The organism is Quatrionicoccus australiensis (assembly GCF_020510425.1).
Taxonomy (GTDB): domain Bacteria; phylum Pseudomonadota; class Gammaproteobacteria; order Burkholderiales; family Rhodocyclaceae; genus Azonexus; species Azonexus australiensis_A.
In genome coordinates, this window is sequence record NZ_JAHBAH010000001.1 from 2,574,588 (window position 1) to 2,591,861 (window position 17,274).

The 17,274-nt window shown below is 66.1% G+C and carries 16 protein-coding genes; 14 read left to right on the plus strand and 2 right to left on the minus strand.

From position 1 onward, the window contains the following. The first annotated feature begins 7 nt into the window (after positions 1 to 7). The 3 genes from KIG99_RS12395 (at position 8) to atzF (ending at position 6,172) form a co-directional block, all read left to right on the plus strand. Entirely contained in the window at positions 8 to 661 is a 654-nt protein-coding gene (locus KIG99_RS12395; protein ID WP_226460433.1) for an urea amidolyase associated protein UAAP2, read from the plus strand. A gap of 95 nt (positions 662 to 756) precedes the next feature. Further along, positions 757 to 4,356 (plus strand): urea carboxylase, encoded by a 3,600-nt coding sequence (uca, locus tag KIG99_RS12400; RefSeq protein ID WP_226460434.1) that lies wholly within the window; start codon positions 757 to 759, stop codon positions 4,354 to 4,356. A gap of 1 nt (position 4,357) precedes the next feature. Continuing rightward, a complete protein-coding gene (atzF, locus tag KIG99_RS12405) occupies positions 4,358 to 6,172 on the plus strand; it encodes an allophanate hydrolase (RefSeq protein ID WP_226460435.1) in 1,815 nt (604 codons plus the stop codon). Between the two features lie 4 nt (positions 6,173 to 6,176). Here the strand turns inward: atzF and KIG99_RS12410 are convergent, their stop codons facing one another. Continuing rightward, positions 6,177 to 6,677 carry an OmpA family protein gene (locus KIG99_RS12410; RefSeq protein ID WP_226460436.1) on the minus strand — a complete coding sequence of 167 codons (501 nt, stop codon included), beginning with the start codon at positions 6,675 to 6,677 and terminating at the stop codon, positions 6,177 to 6,179. Positions 6,678 to 6,927: 250 nt separating this feature from the next. Here KIG99_RS12410 and KIG99_RS12415 point away from each other — a divergent pair, with 250 nt between their 5' ends. The 4 genes from KIG99_RS12415 (at position 6,928) to KIG99_RS12430 (ending at position 8,532) form a co-directional block, all read left to right on the plus strand. Then, positions 6,928 to 7,470 (plus strand): NADPH-dependent FMN reductase, encoded by a 543-nt coding sequence (locus KIG99_RS12415; protein WP_226460437.1) that lies wholly within the window; start codon positions 6,928 to 6,930, stop codon positions 7,468 to 7,470. A gap of 67 nt (positions 7,471 to 7,537) precedes the next feature. Next, complete coding sequence (locus tag KIG99_RS12420; protein ID WP_226460438.1) at positions 7,538 to 7,720, plus strand: hypothetical protein; 183 nt, start codon at positions 7,538 to 7,540, stop codon at positions 7,718 to 7,720. Positions 7,721 to 7,793: 73 nt separating this feature from the next. Continuing rightward, entirely contained in the window at positions 7,794 to 8,129 is a 336-nt protein-coding gene (locus tag KIG99_RS12425) for a hypothetical protein (protein WP_226460439.1), read from the plus strand. Between the two features lie 127 nt (positions 8,130 to 8,256). After that, positions 8,257 to 8,532 carry a hypothetical protein gene (locus KIG99_RS12430; protein WP_226460440.1) on the plus strand — a complete coding sequence of 92 codons (276 nt, stop codon included), beginning with the start codon at positions 8,257 to 8,259 and terminating at the stop codon, positions 8,530 to 8,532. A 33-nt stretch (positions 8,533 to 8,565) separates the two neighbouring features. On the opposite strand, the gene KIG99_RS12435 is transcribed toward KIG99_RS12430, so the two are convergent. Further along, positions 8,566 to 9,015, minus strand: coding sequence for a cupin domain-containing protein (locus KIG99_RS12435; RefSeq protein WP_226460441.1), 450 nt, complete (start codon positions 9,013 to 9,015; stop codon positions 8,566 to 8,568). Between the two features lie 361 nt (positions 9,016 to 9,376). On the opposite strand from KIG99_RS12435, the gene KIG99_RS12440 reads away from it, so the two are divergent. The 7 genes from KIG99_RS12440 to KIG99_RS12470 all read left to right on the plus strand — a co-directional run bounded on the left by KIG99_RS12440 (position 9,377) and on the right by KIG99_RS12470 (position 17,254). Continuing rightward, positions 9,377 to 10,987, plus strand: a complete 1,611-nt coding sequence (locus KIG99_RS12440) for an ABC transporter substrate-binding protein (protein ID WP_226460442.1) — start codon at positions 9,377 to 9,379, stop codon at positions 10,985 to 10,987. A 63-nt stretch (positions 10,988 to 11,050) separates the two neighbouring features. Continuing rightward, positions 11,051 to 12,004 carry an ABC transporter permease gene (locus tag KIG99_RS12445; protein WP_226460443.1) on the plus strand — a complete coding sequence of 318 codons (954 nt, stop codon included), beginning with the start codon at positions 11,051 to 11,053 and terminating at the stop codon, positions 12,002 to 12,004. 13 nt (positions 12,005 to 12,017) lie between these two features. Further along, positions 12,018 to 12,914: an ABC transporter permease gene (locus KIG99_RS12450; RefSeq protein WP_226460444.1), complete on the plus strand. Its 897-nt coding sequence runs from the start codon at positions 12,018 to 12,020 to the stop codon at positions 12,912 to 12,914. Further along, positions 12,911 to 13,975: an ABC transporter ATP-binding protein gene (locus tag KIG99_RS12455; RefSeq protein ID WP_226460445.1), complete on the plus strand. Its 1,065-nt coding sequence runs from the start codon at positions 12,911 to 12,913 to the stop codon at positions 13,973 to 13,975. The genes KIG99_RS12450 and KIG99_RS12455 overlap by 4 nt, the downstream gene beginning before the upstream one ends. Continuing rightward, positions 13,972 to 14,952: an ABC transporter ATP-binding protein gene (locus tag KIG99_RS12460; RefSeq protein ID WP_226460446.1), complete on the plus strand. Its 981-nt coding sequence runs from the start codon at positions 13,972 to 13,974 to the stop codon at positions 14,950 to 14,952. Before KIG99_RS12455 ends, KIG99_RS12460 begins: the two co-directional genes overlap by 4 nt. Further along, a complete protein-coding gene (locus KIG99_RS12465; RefSeq protein ID WP_226460447.1) occupies positions 14,952 to 15,659 on the plus strand; it encodes a GntR family transcriptional regulator in 708 nt (235 codons plus the stop codon). Before KIG99_RS12460 ends, KIG99_RS12465 begins: the two co-directional genes overlap by 1 nt. Positions 15,660 to 15,664: 5 nt before the next feature. After that, positions 15,665 to 17,254, plus strand: coding sequence for a gamma-glutamyltransferase family protein (locus KIG99_RS12470; protein WP_226460448.1), 1,590 nt, complete (start codon positions 15,665 to 15,667; stop codon positions 17,252 to 17,254). Positions 17,255 to 17,274: the final 20 nt, after the last annotated feature.

The window sequence follows — 17,274 nt, forward strand, 5'->3', positions numbered from 1 at the left end:
AGCCGCGATGACCGCCACCGCCATGCGCATCCAGGAAAGCCCGCTCGACCCGGCCGCCGCCGTCTACGACGTCACGCTGCCGTCTGGCGAACCCTGGCTGCATGAAATCCGCAAGGGCCAGACCCTGCGCATCGTCGATGTCGAAGGCAACCAGGCCGCCGACATCATCTTCTACAACCGGCACGACACCGCCGAGCATTACAGCGTCAGCAACACCATCCTTGGCCAGGGCGGCATCTACCTGACCACCGGTTCGGTGCTGCGCAGCAACGAGGGCCGGCCGCTGCTGACCATCGTCGCCGACACCTGCGGCCGGCACGACACGGTCGGTGGCGCCTGCGCCGCCGAGAGCAACACGGTGCGCTATGCGCTCGCCAAGAAGTTCATGCACAGCTGTCGCGACAACTACCTGCAGGCCATCCAGAACTCGGATGCCGGGCTGGACAAGGCCGACATCGTGCCCAACATCAACTTCTTCATGAACGTGCCGGTCACCGCCGACGGCCAGCTGACTTTCGCCGACGGCGTGTCCGGTCCCGGCAAGTATGTCGAGCTGCGCGCCGAGATGGATGTCTGGGCGCTGCTCTCGAACTGCCCGCAACTGAACAATCCCTGCAACGCCTACAACCCGACGCCGGTCCGCCTGCTGATCTGGGACTGACGCAAGACTCAGCGCTCCGGCTGCGCCGGCCCCCGGGACGACCCGGGCGGAACAAGAAGAAAGCGGGACGACCCGCGCTCTAGCGAGATAACACCATGTTCAGCAAAGTCCTCATCGCCAACCGCGGCGCCATCGCCTGCCGCGTCATCCGCACGCTGAAGAAACTCGGCATCGCTTCCGTTGCGGTCTACTCCGAAGCGGATGCCAATTCCCTGCACGTCGCGCTGGCCGACGAGGCCGTCTGCATCGGCCCGGCCCCGGCCGCCGAGAGCTACCTGCGCGCCGACAAGATCCTTGCCGCGGCGCAGCAGACCGGCGCCCAGGGCATCCATCCCGGCTACGGCTTCCTCTCCGAGAACCCGGATTTCTCGGATGCCTGCGCCGCCGCCGGTATCGCCTTCATCGGCCCGACCAAGGCGCAGATGCTCGCTTTCGGCCTCAAGCACACGGCGCGCGAACTGGCCGAAGAAGCCGGCGTGCCGCTGCTGCCGGGCAGCGGCCTGCTCGCCGACGTCGGGCACGCGCGCGCCGAAGCGGCACGCATCGGCTACCCGGTGATGCTCAAAAGCACGGCCGGCGGCGGTGGCATCGGCATGCGCCTGATCTGGTCCGAGGACGAACTCGGCGAAGCCTACGCATCGGTCGACCGCCTGGCGCGGGCCAATTTCAAGGAAGCCGGCATCTATCTCGAAAAATACGTCGAAGCGGCGCGCCACATCGAGGTGCAGGTCTTCGGCGACGGCGCCGGCCGCGTGCTGGCGTTGGGTGAGCGCGACTGCTCGGTGCAGCGCCGCAACCAGAAGGTGATCGAGGAAACACCGGCGCCCGGCCTGTCGACCGAACAGCGCGCCAGCCTGGCAGCGACCGCCGTACGCCTGATGGAATCGGTCGCCTACCGCTCGGCCGGCACCGTCGAATTCGTCATGGACGCCAACAGCGGCGCCTTCTATTTCCTCGAGGTGAATACGCGTTTGCAGGTCGAACACGGCGTCACCGAGGAAGTGACCGGCGTCGATCTCGTCGAATGGATGGTCCGTCTTGCCTCCGGCGATCTCGAACTGCCGGCTGCCGCACCGGCGCCGCAGGGCGCCTCGATCCAGGTCCGGCTCTATGCCGAAGACCCGGCCAAGAGCTTCCAGCCGTCCTCCGGCCTGCTCAGCGAAATCGTTTTCCCGGACGGCGTGCGCGTCGAGACCGCAGTCGCCACCGGCTCGGAAGTGCCGCCGTACTACGATCCGATGGTCGCCAAGATCATCGTTCATGCGGCGAGCCGCGAAGCGGCGACCGACCAGCTGATTGCCGCGCTCGACGCGACGCGCGTGCATGGCATCGAAACCAATCTTGCCTACCTGCGCCAGATCCTCGACGGCGAGGTGTTCCGCGCCGGTCGCCAGACGACGCGCTACCTGAATGCCTTCCACTATCGCCCGAATACCATCGACGTGCTCGAATCCGGCGTGCAGACCTCGGTGCAGGACTGGCCGGGCCGCGTCGGTTACTGGGATGTCGGCGTGCCGCCCTCGGGCCCGATGGACGACCTCGCGCTGCGCGCCGCGAATCGTCTGGTCGGCAATCCGGAAGGCGCGGCCGGCCTCGAATGCACGATGAGTGGCCCGAGCCTGCGCTTCAACTGCGACGTGGTTTTTGCCCTGACCGGCGCGTCGACCGCTGCGACCCTCGACGACCAGCCGCTCGCCTTCTGGCAGGCGCATGTCGCGAAGGCCGGTTCGGTCCTGCGCATCGGCGCGGTCAGCGATGCCGGCTGCCGCAGCTACCTGGCGATTGCCGGCGGCTTCGACGTGCCCGATTACCTGGGCAGCAAATCCACCTTCACGCTTGGCCAGTTCGGCGGCCATGCCGGCCGCACCTTGCGTCTGGGCGACGTGCTGCACGTCACGCCGTGCAGTACCTTGCCGGCAGAAACCCCGGCCTACACTGCGCCGGACTACGGCCACCACTGGGAAATCGCGGTCATGTACGGCCCGCACGGTGCGCCCGATTTCTTCACCGATCCCGACATCGCGACCTTCTTCGCGACCGACTGGGAAATCCACTACAACTCGAGCCGCACCGGCGTCCGCCTGATCGGCCCGAAACCGCAGTGGGCGCGCACCGACGGCGGCGAGGCCGGGCTGCACCCGTCGAATATCCACGACAACGCCTACGCAATCGGCGCCATCGACTTCACCGGCGACATGCCGGTCATTCTCGGGCCGGACGGCCCCAGCCTGGGCGGCTTCGTCTGCCCGGCCGTGGTCATCCAGGCCGACCTGTGGAAGCTCGGCCAGCTGCGTCCGGGCGATACGCTGCGCTTCGTGCCGGTCAGCGCGGTGAGTGCCGCGCAGCGCCTGCGTAATGCCGATCTTGCCTTGCGCACGCCGGGGGCGGCTTTGGCCGCGCCGCTCGTCGCCGAACCGGAGAGCATCACGACGCCGGTCCTGGCCGACCTGCCGGCCGCCGGCGACCGGCCGCGCGTCGTCTATCGCCAGGCCGGCGATGCCTACCTGCTGGTCGAATACGGCCCGCTGGTCCTCGACATCGAACTGCGCTTCCGCGTTCAGGCGCTGATCAACTGGCTGCAAGCGAACCCGCAGCCGGGCATCATCGACCTGACGCCGGGCATCCGCTCGCTGCAACTGCATTTCGACGCGCGCCGCACCGACCGCGCCGCCTTGCTCGCCGCGCTGGTCGCCGCCGAGGACCTGTTGCCGGCGGTCGACGACATGGAAGTGCCGAGTCGCACTGTCTACCTGCCGCTGTCCTGGGACGACCCGGCGACCAAGCTGGCGATCGAGAAGTACATGCAGTCGGTCAGGAAGGACGCGCCCTGGTGTCCGTCCAACATCGAGTTCATCCGCCGCATCAATGGTCTGGATTCGGTCGAGCAGGTGTTCAACACGGTGTTCGAGGCGAGCTACCTGGTGCTCGGCCTGGGTGACGTCTATCTCGGCGCGCCGGTCGCGACGCCGGTCGATCCGCGGCATCGCCTGGTCACCACCAAGTACAACCCGGCCCGCACCTGGACGCCGGAAAACGCGGTCGGCATCGGCGGCGCCTACATGTGCGTCTATGGCATGGAAGGCCCCGGCGGCTACCAGTTCGTCGGGCGCACCGTGCAGATGTGGAACCGCTGGCAGAAAACCAGGGAATTCAGCAAGCCGTGGCTGCTGCGCTTCTTCGACCAGGTGCGTTTTGTGCCGGTGAGCGAGGCCGAGCTGCTGCAACTGCGCAAGGACTTTGTCGCCGGGCGCGCCTCGTTGCGCATCGAGGAAGGCACGTTCCGGCTCGCCGATTACCGCCGTTTCCTGGCCGACAACGCGGCGCCGATCGGCGAATTCAAGGCGAAGCAGCAGGCTGCCTTCGAGGCCGAGCGCGAGCGCTGGAAGGCGGCCGGTCAGGCCGATTACATCAGCGAGGCCGACATCGCCGCGGCGGCGCCGGATTCCGAACTCGACCTGCCGCCGGGCGCGCGCCTGGTCGCCAGCGAGGTGCCGGGCAATGTCTGGAAGGTGCTGGTCGAGCCCGGCCAGCAGGTCAAGGCCGGCGAGACGCTGGTCATCGTCGAGTCGATGAAGATGGAGTTTTCCATCCTCGCACCGGTCGACGGTGAAATTTTGCAGGTTTTCAGCCGCGAGGCGACGCCGGTTGCCTCCGGTCAGGACCTGCTCGTACTGCAAGCTGCCACGGAGAACTGAGATGAACGCCACCACTCTGCCTGCCAGCCTCGATCTCGCCACGCTGGCCGCCGCCTACCGCGCCGGCCTCAAGCCGTCGGCGCTGTTCGCCCACCTGCACGATCTGGCCGCAGCCGATGATCACCGCGCCTGGATCAGCCTGCTGCCGCGCAGCGAACTGCTCGCCCGCGCCGCCGCGCTCGATGTCGTCGATCCGGCCAGCCTGCCGCTCTACGGCGTGCCCTTCGCGGTCAAGGACAACATCGACCTGGCCGGCCTGCCGACCACGGCCGGCTGTCCCGACTACGCCTACGACCCGGCCGACTCGGCGGTCGTCGTCGCGCGCCTGCTCGCCGCTGGTGCGATCCCGCTCGGCAAGACCAACCTCGATCAGTTCGCGACCGGCCTGAACGGCACGCGCTCGCCCTACGGCGCCTGCCGCAATGCCTTCAAGCCGGAGTTCATTTCCGGCGGTTCGAGTTCCGGCTCGGCGGTCGCCGTCGCCGCTGGCCAGGTCAGTTTTTCGCTGGGCACCGACACCGCCGGCTCCGGCCGCGTGCCGGCTGCCTTCAACAACCTGATCGGGCTCAAGCCGAGCTGCGGCGTGCTGTCCTCGCGCGGCGTCGTGCCGGCCTGCCGCTCGCTGGATTCGGTGTCGATTTTCACGTTGACCGCTGCGGACGCCGCCGCCGTCTTCGCCGTCGCCCAGGCCTTCGATGCCGAGGACGCCTACAGCCGGCCGCTCGCGCCGCACGGCCGGCGCTTCCCGGCCGGGGCGCCGTTCCGCTTCGGCGTGCCGCGCCGCGAGCAGCTCGCTTTCTTCGGCGATGCCGAAAACCCGGCGCTGTTCGACGCCGCCGTGGCGCGCCTGACCGCGCTCGGCGGTACACCGGTCGACCTCGATTTTTCGCCCTTTCTCGAAACCGCGCGCTTGCTCTACGGCGGGCCGTGGGTCGCCGAGCGTTACCACGCGATCAAGGATTTCATCGAGCGCCAGCCCGAGTCGGTCTTCCCGGTAACGCGTGAAATCACGCTGGGCGGCGCCAAAGCGACGGCGGTCGAAGCCTTCGACGCGGCCTACCGCCTGAAGGCCTTGAAGCGCCGCTGCGATGCCGTCTGGCAGGACGTGGATCTGGTCATCACGCCGACCGCCGGCCTGCATCCGAGCATCGCCGCGGTCGAGGCCGAGCCGCTGCGCATCAACACCGATCTTGGCTACTACACCAATTTCATGAACCTGCTCGACTACGCCGCGGTCGCCGTGCCGGCCGCCATGCGCAGCGACGGCCTACCGTTCGGCGTGACCTTGTTCGCGCCGGCCTTCCAGGATCTGCCGCTGCTCGAACTGGCGAACCGCTGGCAGCAGGAGAGCGGCCTGCCGCTCGGCGCCAGCGGTCAACCGCTGCCAACGGGCGAAATTGCCGCGCCGGGTGTGCCCGACGGCATGCTGCGCGTCGCCGTGTGCGGTGCGCACCTGTCCGGCCTGCCGCTCAACTGGCAACTGACCCAGCGCGGTGGCCGTCTGATCGGCGCGGTCCGTTCGGCGCCGGAATACCGGTTTTATGCCCTGGCCGGTGGTCCACCGCTACGTCCGGGCATGCTCCGTGTCGCCAGCGGCGGCGCCGCGATCGAGATGGAAATCTGGGAGCTGCCGGCCCGCGAATTCGGCAGCTTCGTGGCCGGCATCCCGGCGCCGCTCGGCATCGGCAAGGTCAAGCTCGCCGACGGCAGCCAGGTCAGCGGTTTCGTCTGCGAAAGCGCCGGCCTGGATGGCGCCGAGGACATCACGCACTTTGCCGGCTGGCGCAGCTGGCTGGCGAGCCGCAGCCAGGCGTAGCGGCTCAGCCGGCGGCGAAGATCAGCTCGACGCGACGCATCTTCTGCAGGCAGGCCGAGCTCTTGCAGGTGGGCGCGGTCTGCTCGCGCGGCGCAAAACCCTTGCGCACCTGGCGCGTCGGGACGCCGAGCGCTTTCAGGTAGCGGGCGACTGCATTGACGCGCTGGTCGGCGATCGCCAGGTTGTAGGCGCGGCTGCCGGTGTTGTCGGTGTGGCCGACCAGGGTCACGATCTGTTCGCCGTCTTCCTTGAGGCGGGCGGCGTGCCGGCGCAGCTTGTCCTTTTCGTCGCGGCTCAGCGTGCTGGAAGCGAGCATGAAAAAGACGTTCATCTCTTCATCGAGCGTCACCTCGGCTTTCGCCTCGTTGCTGACGGCAGGCGGCGTTGCCGGGCTGGGGGCGACGACCGGTTCGGGCGCCGGGGCTGGTGCCGGTTGCGAGGCACAGCCGGCAAGCAGGCCGAGGCCAAGGAGGAGGGCGGCGGCCCGGGAAGCGTGCATGTGCATGTGGTTCATCCTTTGGCAAGAAGCGCCATCCGGCGCTTCTGTCCGCGCCCGAAGGCGGCGGGCGGTTCACGGCCCGGCCGTTGAACTTGCCAGCGGCCGGCCAAGCGGACGATTATATGGCTTCAAATCCAGTCGCGGCAGCCCTTAGCGGTCGACGGCCCGATTTGCCCGTTTTTCACGGCACGAAGCACGGCAGGGTGGTTCTGATGGCTGTGCAGCATCCACTAGCAATAGTCACAAGGAGAAAACGATGGCGATCAAACTACTCGGCCTGGCCGGCAGCCTGCGGCAAAAGTCCGCCAACAAGGGCCTGCTCAGGGCCGCCCAGGCGGCTCTGCCGGCCGATGTCAGCATGGATCTTGCCGATCTGTCCGACGTGCCGTTCTACAACGCCGATCTCGGCGAAAAGCCGGCGGCCGTGGCGCGCGTGCTGGCGCAGATCGGTGCTGCCGATGCGCTGGTCCTCGCCTGCCCCGAGTACAACTACTCGCTGGCGCCGGCCCTGAAGAACATTCTCGACTGGGCCTCGCGCGAACCCGACAACGCGCTGCTCGCCGGCAAGGCGGTGGCGATCATGGGCGCCGGCGGCGGCATGGGTACCTCGCGCGCCCAGTACCACCTGCGCCAGGTCTGCGTCTTTCTCGACCTGCATCCGCTCAACAAGCCGGAAGTCTTTGCCAATGCCTTCGCCGGTGCCTTCGACGCCGACGGCAACCTGACCGACGCCCGCCTGCAGCAATTGCTCGCCGAGCAGATGCAGGCGCTGCTCAAATGGAGCGCAAAAATCCGCTGATGACTGACGCGGGCGTGCAATGCAGGTAAAGTTCACGCCCTGCTGACCAATATCACCAAGCCAGATCATGAAAATTGCCAAACGTCGTTACCGTTACCCCGCGCTCTCCATGTCGTCCGAAATCCAGTCCGTGCTCGACGCCGACATCGAAAGCCAGGGTTACAGCAATTACCCGCCGGCCATGGCCGCGTGGTCGGCCTGGCTGGCCCGCTCGATCGCCTTCGAACGCAAGCAGGCGACCGGTCGCTGAACGCGCCGGCAGGAAGCTGATTCCTGCCCGCTACTTCTCTCTTCGCTCCCGCCCCTCACCGGAATCCCGCACCATGGAACAGACGCTCCCGGAAGATCACCCGGACATGCTCCGGATCGTGCAGGCCGCACACCGCGACCTGGCACCCAAACCCGCGCAGGGCGAGGGCAAGTCGCTGGCCAACGCGCTCGCCTCGGCCCTGGGCAAGACGCCGGGCTGCCCCGAGGATCTCGAGAACATCGAGTTCCTGGTCTATGTCCTGTCAGTCAATCGTGCTGCCGGCGAAATCGACGACGAAGCCTTCGAACGCCTGTTGCAGCGCATTGAAACCTGCGCCGGCCGGGCTGAACTGGCGGCCAGGTTCGCCGACGAACTGGAAGCCGAACACGGCTACGAGGACGAGACCTGAGCGCGAGGCCTGAGCGGAGGTCATCGATGGTGACAGTGCCGTTACACGTCGCTACACGATAGACGTCAGCGCAAATGTGGAGATGATCGTTAAGCAGACATAGCAACCAACCATCTGCGAAGAGATCATGATCCACAACCCGAACATCGAATCCACCCGCTTCATCGAATCACTCAAAGGCGCTGGTGTCGCGATCAGCAAGGAACACGAAGTGATCGAACGTCTCGAAGAAGCGCGCGAATGGCACTATGCGTTCAACACGCTGGTGCAACAGGGCCAGCGCATCGGCATCAGCTTCATTGCCAAGCCGGGCGTCCAGTCTGCCGAAATTCAACGCCTGTTCGCGCAGTTCCGTTTTCCGGAACAGGCTGAATCGACCTTCGAAGCCCATCTGCTGCACTGAGTTGCCCAACGCGGACGGGCTCCAACCCGCCCGCTATTGAGCGTTGTCTGGACGGAGCGGTTGCTCCGTTTTTTCCAGGACAACGTTTTCCGTGCCGTCCGCACCCATATGCACGGACAGAATGCGCACCACGTCGCTGCCCAGATTCAGGCCCCGGTGCGCGGCATGCATCGCTTCCATCAAGGCATCGCCCTGGCGATAGACGCGCTTGCCGTAACTGCCGTAATCGACGGTCAGTTCGCCGGCGAGAATGTAGGCGAACATCGGCGCCGGATGGCGGTGAAAGATGGTTTCCGCTCCCGGTGCGATGGTCACGATATTGGCCTTGACCCGGGCCGGCCCGGTGCCCGGATAACTGATCGTCTCGCCGATCACACTTCTTTGTGTATTGAGCAACTCGCGGCTGGGATATGCCTGCGCCCAGCCGGTGAGTGGGGTGGCCAGGGCGAGGCCGAGCGCGATAGCAATCAAGGGAAATTTCATACACGACTCCATGTGTTCTGACGTGGCGAGCGACGGTGGCGGCGGGCCGGGAATGCTTCGGATGTTATACCCGCCTGCGTTTTTGCGAGCACGCTTTGCCTCATTCGCAATGATTGCCGGCCCCCGTTGCAGCGCCCCAAACTGGTCATTTTCTGCGGCGGGATGCCCCGGTCGAGTGCATTTTGCATGCAATCCCGCAGGGCCTTTTCCAGGCTGGCTCCCTCTTCCCGATTTGGCATCAAAGAACAATCCATTAAATTTTTTATACCGAACAGTTCGTTAGGAAATACATTCCAAAAACCGCTTGAATTGGCACATTGCATGCAATCTCTTCAGTGCTTTCACCACTCTGGAGATCTACATGAACCCCCAATTTACCAAGCTTTCACGCTGGCTGGCGGCGCTTCCCCTGGCGCTCACCCTGCATAGCGGTTTGCATGCAGAAACTGTCGCCAGGTATGGCATTTCGATGGCCGACATCCCGCTGACCACCGGTCAGCCGGATCGCGGCGCCGGCGCCTACCAATTCACCGGCCACACCCTGTACGACCCGCTGGTCGCCTGGGAGGCCAACGTCGGCAATCGTCCGGGCAAGCTGGTGCCGGGTCTGGCCAGCGAGTGGAAGGTCGATGCCAAGGACAACAAGAAGTGGGTCTTCACGCTGCGCAAGGGCGTCAAGTTCCACGACGGTTCCGAGTTCAACGCCGATGCCGTGGTCTGGAACCTCGACAAGGTGCTGGCCGACAAGTCGGCGCAGTTCGATGCGAAGCAGAGCGCCCAGGTGCGCCCGCGCATTCCGTCGATCGCCTCCTATCGCAAGGTCGGCGACTACTCGGTCGAAATCACGACCAAGGATATCGACGCGCTGTTCCCCTATCAGTTGCCGTGGTTCCTGATTTCCAGCCCGACGCAGTGGGAAAAGATGGGCAAGGACTGGAACAAGGTCGCCAGCAAGCCGTCCGGCACTGGTCCCTTCAAGCTCGACAAGCTGGTGCCGCGTGAGCGGGCCGACCTGGTCAAGAACACCGCTTACTGGGACAAGGCGCGCATGGCCAAGACGGATCGCATCGTGCTGGTGCCGATTCCCGACGCGATGACCCGCGCCAATGCGCTGTTGAACGGCCAGGTCGATATCATCGAAACGCCGCCGCCCGATGTGCTGCCGCAATTGAAGGGGGCCGGCTTCAAGCTGGTGCAGAACGTCACGCCGCATGTCTGGCCGTATCACTTCTCGACCCAGCCCGGCTCGCCATGGACTGACATCCGGGTGCGCAAGGCCGCCAACCTGGCGATCGACCGCAGCGCCGTGGTCAGCCTGATGAGCGGGCTGGCAACGCCGGCCAAGGGGCAGCTTGACCAGACCAGCCCGTGGTTCGGCAAGCCGGCCTTCAAGATCGGTTACGACCTGCCCGCCGCGCGTGCCCTGATGGCCCAGGCAGGTTACAGCCAGGCCAAGCCGCTCAAGGCCAAGGTCATCATCGCCCAGGGCGGGACTGGCCAGATGCTGTCCTTGCCGATGAACGAGTTCATCCAGCAGAGTCTGGCCGAAATCGGTATCCAGGTGACTTTCGAAGTCGTCGAGCTGGAGAACCTCTACCTGCACTGGCGTAGCGGTGCCAAGGCCGACATGAACGCCGGCAAGGGCATCTCCGCGATCAACCTCGGTTACGTTACCGCCGACCCGTTCTACGCACTGACCCGCTTTGCCGACAGCCGTTACGTCGCGCCGAACGGCGTGAACTGGGGTGGCTACAACAACCCGAAGGTCGATGCCGCGATCGACCAGATTCGTACCACCTTCGATACCAAGAAGCAGGACGGGCTGCTCTCCTTCGTGCATCAATCGATGGTCGACGATGCGCTGATGCTGTGGGTGGTGCATGACGTCAATCCGCACGCCATCTCGCCCAAGGTCAAGGAATTCATCCAGGCCCAGCACTGGTTCCAGGACCTGACCACCATCCGCATGTGATCCACCGGGCCGGGGTTCGCCCCGGCCATTCACCGGCCCCGGCCGGATTGAAGAAAGCGCCTCATGTTTGCCTACATCATCAAGCGTCTGATCTACGCCATCCCCATCGCGCTGAGCGTGACGGTGGTTTCCTTCGTGCTGGTCTACCTGGCACCGGGCGACCCGCTCAACGCCATCGCCCCGGCCGACGCGCCGGAAGAAGTCATCGTCGCCCTGAAGAGCGCCTACGGCCTCGACAAGCCGGTGCCGGTGCAATACGGCCTGTGGCTACTGCGCGCCGTACAGGGCGATCTCGGCACCTCGATCGCCTCCGGTCGTGCCGTTACCGCCGAAGTGCTTAGCGCCGTCAGCAACACGCTGCTGCTCGCCGGCATGGCCGCGCTGGGCGGCGTGTTGATCGGCTGCATCCTCGGCGCCCTGGCCGGCTACCGCCACGGCACCTGGATCGACCGCGTCGCCACCGTGATTTCGGTGATCGGCGTCAGCATTCCCCACTACTGGCTGGGCCTCGTGCTCACCATCGTCTTCTCCATCTGGCTGCCCTGGTTTCCTGCCATGGGCGCCGGCCCCGGCGGTTCCTCGGAATGGCTGTGGGATGCCGAGCACCTGCGCCACCTGGTGCTGCCGGCGCTCACCCTGTCGGTGATCCCGATGGGCATCATCACTCGCACCGTACGCGCCCTGGTCGCCGACATGCTGGAACAGGAATTCGTCACCGCGCTGCGCGCCCGCGGCCTGTCCGGCGTCGCCGTCTTCCGCCACATCGCCAAGAACACCGCGCCGACCGTGCTCGCCGTCGCCGGCCTGCAGATCGGCTACCTGATGGGTGGTTCGATCCTGGTCGAGACCGTCTTCGCCTGGCCGGGCACCGGCTTCCTGCTCAATACCGCGATCTTCCAGCGCGACATCCCCCTGCTGCAGGGAACCATCCTCGTGCTCTGCATGTTCTTCGTCGTCCTCAACCTGCTGGTGGACATCCTGCAACCGCTGATCGACCCGCGCATAGGCCGCGGCTAAACGGAGACTATCGATGTCTGCTTCTCTCGAACTTTCCCTGCCGGCCGCCGCCGTAGCCGCTCCGGCGCCGAGCCGCAGCTACTGGCTGGTCGTCTGGCGCCAGTTGCGGCACGATCCGATGGCGCTGGCCGCCGGTCTTGTCCTGCTGATCATCATCGGCGCCGCCGTCTTCGCGCCCTGGCTGGCGCCGGCCGATCCCTACAAGGCGAGCATGATCAAGCGCCTGTTGCCGATCGGCAGCCCCGGCTTCCTGCTCGGTACCGACGAACTCGGTCGCGACATGCTCTCCCGTCTGATGCACGGCGGTCGCCTGTCGCTGCTCATGGGCGTCGTGCCGGTACTCGCCGCCTTCGGCATCGGCACCGCGATCGGCCTGTTTGCCGGCTACATCGGCGGCAAGGTCAACATGATCATCATGCGCGTCCTCGACGTGTTCTACGCCTTCCCCTCTGTGCTGCTCGCCGTGGCGATTTCCGGCGCGCTCGGGCCGGGCATGAGCAACAGCCTGCTGGCGCTGACCCTGGTCTTCGTGCCGCAGGTGGTGCGGGTCGCCGAAAGCGTCACCACCCAGGTGCGCCAGCTCGACTACATCGAGGCGGCGCGGATGAGCGGTGCCGGCGCCTTTTCGATCATCCGCGTGCATGTGCTGGGCAACGTGCTCGGCCCGGTTTTCGTCTATGCGACCGGCTTGCTCAGCGTCAGCATGATCCTCGCCTCAGGCCTCTCCTTCCTCGGTCTCGGCGTCAAGCCGCCAGAGCCGGAATGGGGCTTGATGCTCAACACGCTGCGCTCAGCAATCTACGTCAATCCCTGGATCGCGGCGCTGCCCGGCGCCCTGATCTTCGTCACTTCAATCGCATTCAATCTGCTCGCAGACAGCGTGCGCTCGGCCATGGACATCCGTCGATGAATACCTCCTCCTACTCCCAGGCTCCGGTTCAGGACCGGGGCGGTCCGGCCCAGCCGCTGCTGGTCGTGCGCAATCTCAGGAAATACTTCGCCGTACGCGGTCAACCGCTGGAAAAGAGCAAAAAGTTCGTCCATGCCGTCGATGGCGTCAGCTTCTCGGTGCCCAAGGGCAAGACGCTGGGCATTGTCGGCGAATCGGGCTGCGGCAAATCGACCACCGCCCGCCTGATCGCCCGGCTGATGGCCGCCGATTCGGGCAACATGGTGTTCGACGGCGAGGGTGTCGATGAATTCGGCGGCATCCGCTTGAAGGAATTCCGGCGCAGCCTGCAGATGGTTTTCCAGGACTCCTTCGCTTCGCTCAACCCGCGCCTGACCATCGCCGAAACCATCGCCTACGGCCCGCGCGTGCACGGCATGCCGGCCGCCGAGGCGATGCGCCAGGCGCACGCACTGCTGGCGCGCGTCGGTCTGGAACCTGCGCAGTTCGCCAGCCGCTATCCGCACGAGTTGTCCGGCGGCCAGCGCCAGCGCGTCAATATCGCCCGCGCCCTGGCCTTCGATCCGCGCCTGGTCATCCTCGACGAGGCCGTCGCAGCACTCGACAAGTCGGTGCAGGCGCAGGTGCTCAACCTGCTGCAGGAACTCAAGGCCGAGCGTCAGCTGACCTACCTGTTCATCTCGCATGACCTGCACGTGGTGCATTACATCTCCGACTACGTGATGGTGATGTACCTCGGCCAGGTCGTCGAAACCGGCCCGGTCGAGCGCATCTACGGCCAGGCGGCGCATCCCTACACGCGGGCGCTGCTCTCCGCTGTACCCTCGATGGACCCGGACAACCGGACGCAGGCTTCGCCGCTGGCCGGCGATCCGCCCAACCCGATCAACCCGCCGAGCGGCTGCCGCTTCCACGATCGCTGCCCGCATGCGCATCCGGTCTGCGCCGCCAAGGCGCCGCTGCTGATCGGCCTGCCCGGCGAGCCGGCGCATCAGGCCGCCTGCCATCTCAACGACCCGACTTCGGGTCATCCCGCTGCCCTTACGGAGGTTCAGCCATGACTACCCCCCTGGTTTCCCTGCAGGATCTGTCGGTGCAGTTTTGCGGCAGCCGTACCGCCAGTGCGCTGAACGAGGTCAACATCGAACTCGGCGCCGGCGAAGTGCTCGGTCTGCTCGGCGAGTCCGGCTCCGGCAAGAGCGTCACGCTGCGCACCCTGCTGCGCCTGCACCCGGAACGGACGACGAAAATCCAGGGCAAGATGCTGGTCGACGGCCAGGACGTGCTCGCCCTCAAGGGCCGGGCGCTCGATCTGTATCGCGGCGGCACGGTTTCCATGGTTTTCCAGGAACCCGGCCTGGCTTTCGATCCGGTCTACACCATCGGCCAGCAGATTACCGAGGCCATCCGCGCCCACGCCGCGGTCGATGAACAGGCGGCGCGCGCCCAGGCCCTGCAGATGCTTGAACGGGTGCAGATTCCGCAGGCAAAACGGCGTTTCGACGCCTATCCGCACGAACTGTCCGGCGGCATGCGCCAGCGCGCGATGATCGCGCTGGCCTTGGCCTGCCAGCCCAAGCTGCTGCTCGCCGACGAGCCGACCACGGCGCTCGACGCCACGGTACAGATCCAGATCCTGCTGCTGTTGCGCGAACTGCAGCGCGAAACCGGCATGTCGGTGATTTTCGTGACGCACGACATCGCCGCCGCCGTCGAAGTTGCCGACCGCATCGCTGTCATGTACGCCGGCCGCATCGTCGAACAGGGGCCGGTCAGCCAGATCGTCCGCGCGCCGCGTCATCCCTATACGGCCGGCCTGCTGGCCGCGACGGTCGGCACCGAGAACCGCGGGCAGCCGCTCTTGGCGGTGCCCGGTGCGCCGCCCAATCTGGCCGCATTGCCGCCCGGCTGCAGTTTCGCGCCGCGCTGTGTGCACGCCAGCGAACAATGCCGGCGCGAGGTGCCGCCCCTGCAATCGGTTGGCACGCAGGCGCTGGCTTGCTGGCATCCGCTCATGCCACTGGCGGAGGCTGCCTGATGAGTGTCCTTTCCTTTGAAGATGGCCGTGGCCGGGGCGGCCTGGCCGATGATGTCTGTCGCCGTATCGCCGATGAAATCGTTCTCGGCAACCTGGCACCCGGTTCGCGTCTCGACGAAGTCAGTCTGGCCGCCCGTTTCAACGTGTCGCGGACGCCGGTGCGCGAGGCGCTCAAGCAACTCGCCATCATGGGCCTGGTCGATACCCGGCCGAACCGCGGTTCGGTCGTTGCCGAGCTGACCGTCGACCAGCTTGACCAGATGTTCGAAGCGATCGGCGAGCTGGAGGCCGCTTGCGCCCGGCATGCCGCGCTGCGCATGACCGAGGCGGACCGCAGCCGCATGCGCGAACTGCATGCCGAGGGCAGGGCGGCGATGCAGGCGGGCGATATCGATCGCTACGATGCGGCCAATCTGGAACTGCACGCGACCATCATCCGCGGTTGCTACAACCCGGTGCTGATCGAACTGGCAACCAGCCTGCGCCACCGCGTCTCGCCCTTCCGCCGGACGCAGTTCCGCAATCTCGAGCGGATGGGCGAATCCTTTGAAGAGCATTCGGTGATCGTCGAAGCCATCCTTGCCCACGATGTCATCACCACTTACCGGGAGATGCGCTCGCATCTGCTCTCGGCACGCAGCGCCACCAATCGTGTTGCGCCGGCCTGGGGTCTCCCGTCCACCAGAAAACAAAACTTGAAGGGCTAATCGGCATGAAACCCATCCTCGCAACCCGTGGCGCCGTTGTCGCCTCGCATTCCCTCGCGGCCCAGGCCGGCCTCGACATCCTGCGCGACGGCGGCAACGCCATCGAGGCGACCATCGCCGTCGCCGCCACGCTGGCAGTGGTCTATCCACACATGACGGGCATCGGCGGCGACGGCTTCTGGCTGATGCATGCGCCGGGCCAGCCGATGCGTTCAATCGATGCCTGTGGCGCGGCCGGTGCTGGCGTCACTCGCGAACTTTACGGCAGCTTGACGAGCATTCCCTGGCGCGGCCCGCTGGCTGCCAATACGGTGGCCGGTACGCTCTCCGGCTGGGGCGCGGCCTACGAATTCAGTCGCCGCGAGTGGGGCGGTCGACTGCCTTTCGCCCGCCTGCTCGAAAGCGCCATTCACTATGCGCGTGAGGGCTTCCCGGTCACTCACAGCCAGGAAGAAAACACCCGCAACAAATTGGCGGAATTGCAGGCCCAGCCCGGCTTCGCTGACGCATTTCTGGTCGATGGCAAGGTCCCGGCCTATGGTCAGCGCCATCGTTTCCCGGCTCTCGCGGCGACGCTCGAACAACTGGCGCGGGCCGGTGCCGACGATTTCTATCGCGGCGAACTGGCGCAGCAGATCAGCGCCGACCTGGCCGCCGTCGGCAGTCCGATTACGGCAGCCGATCTCGCCCGCCACCTGGCCGAAATCAAGGCGCCGCTCGAGGTGCAGTTGTCCTGCGGCAAGGTCTACAACATGGCGCCGCCGACCCAGGGCCTGGCGTCGCTGCTCATCCTCGGCATCTACGACCGCATCCGCCAGGCCGGCTGGAGTCCGGACAACGTCGAAGGCATCCATGCGCTGGTCGAAGCCACCAAGCAGGCATTCATCGTGCGCGACAAGTACGTCACCGATCCGGCGGCGATGCAGATCGATCCGTCCGGTCTGCTCGGCGACTCGACCCTGGACGCGCTGGCTGACGCCGTGCCGCTCGGCAAGGCCAGTCCGTGGCCGGCGCCGAACTCGGATGGCGACACCACCTGGATGGGTGTCGTCGATGCCGAAGGCCGTGCGGTGAGCATGATCCAGAGCATCTACTTCGAATTCGGCAGCGGCGTTGTCCTGCCGCAGACCGGCATCTGGTGGCAGAACCGCGGCTGCTCCTTCGATCTGCGGCCGAACCAGTTGCGCAGCCTGGCGCCGGGGCGCAAACCCTTCCATACGCTGAACCCCGCGATGGCCCGCCTCGACGACGGCCGCCTGCTGGTATACGGCACGATGGGCGGCGAAGGCCAGCCGCAGACGCAAGCGGCCGTCTTCTCGCGTTACGTCTGGGGCGGCCACAATGTCCGTTCGGCGGTTGCCGCGCCGCGCTGGTTGCTGGGCCGGACCTGGGCGGAACAGAGTACGAGCTTGAAGCTGGAGTCGCGCTATGCACCGGAAATCATCGACAAATTGCGCGCGCTGGGCCACCCGGTCGAAGTGGCGGGCGATTTCGACGAGCGCATGGGGCACGCCGGGGCGCTTGTCCTGCATCCGGACGGCTGGATCGAGGGCGGCGAAGATCCACGCAGCGACGGCTGCGTCGCGGCCTGGTAGGCTGCCGCGCCCGGACTTCA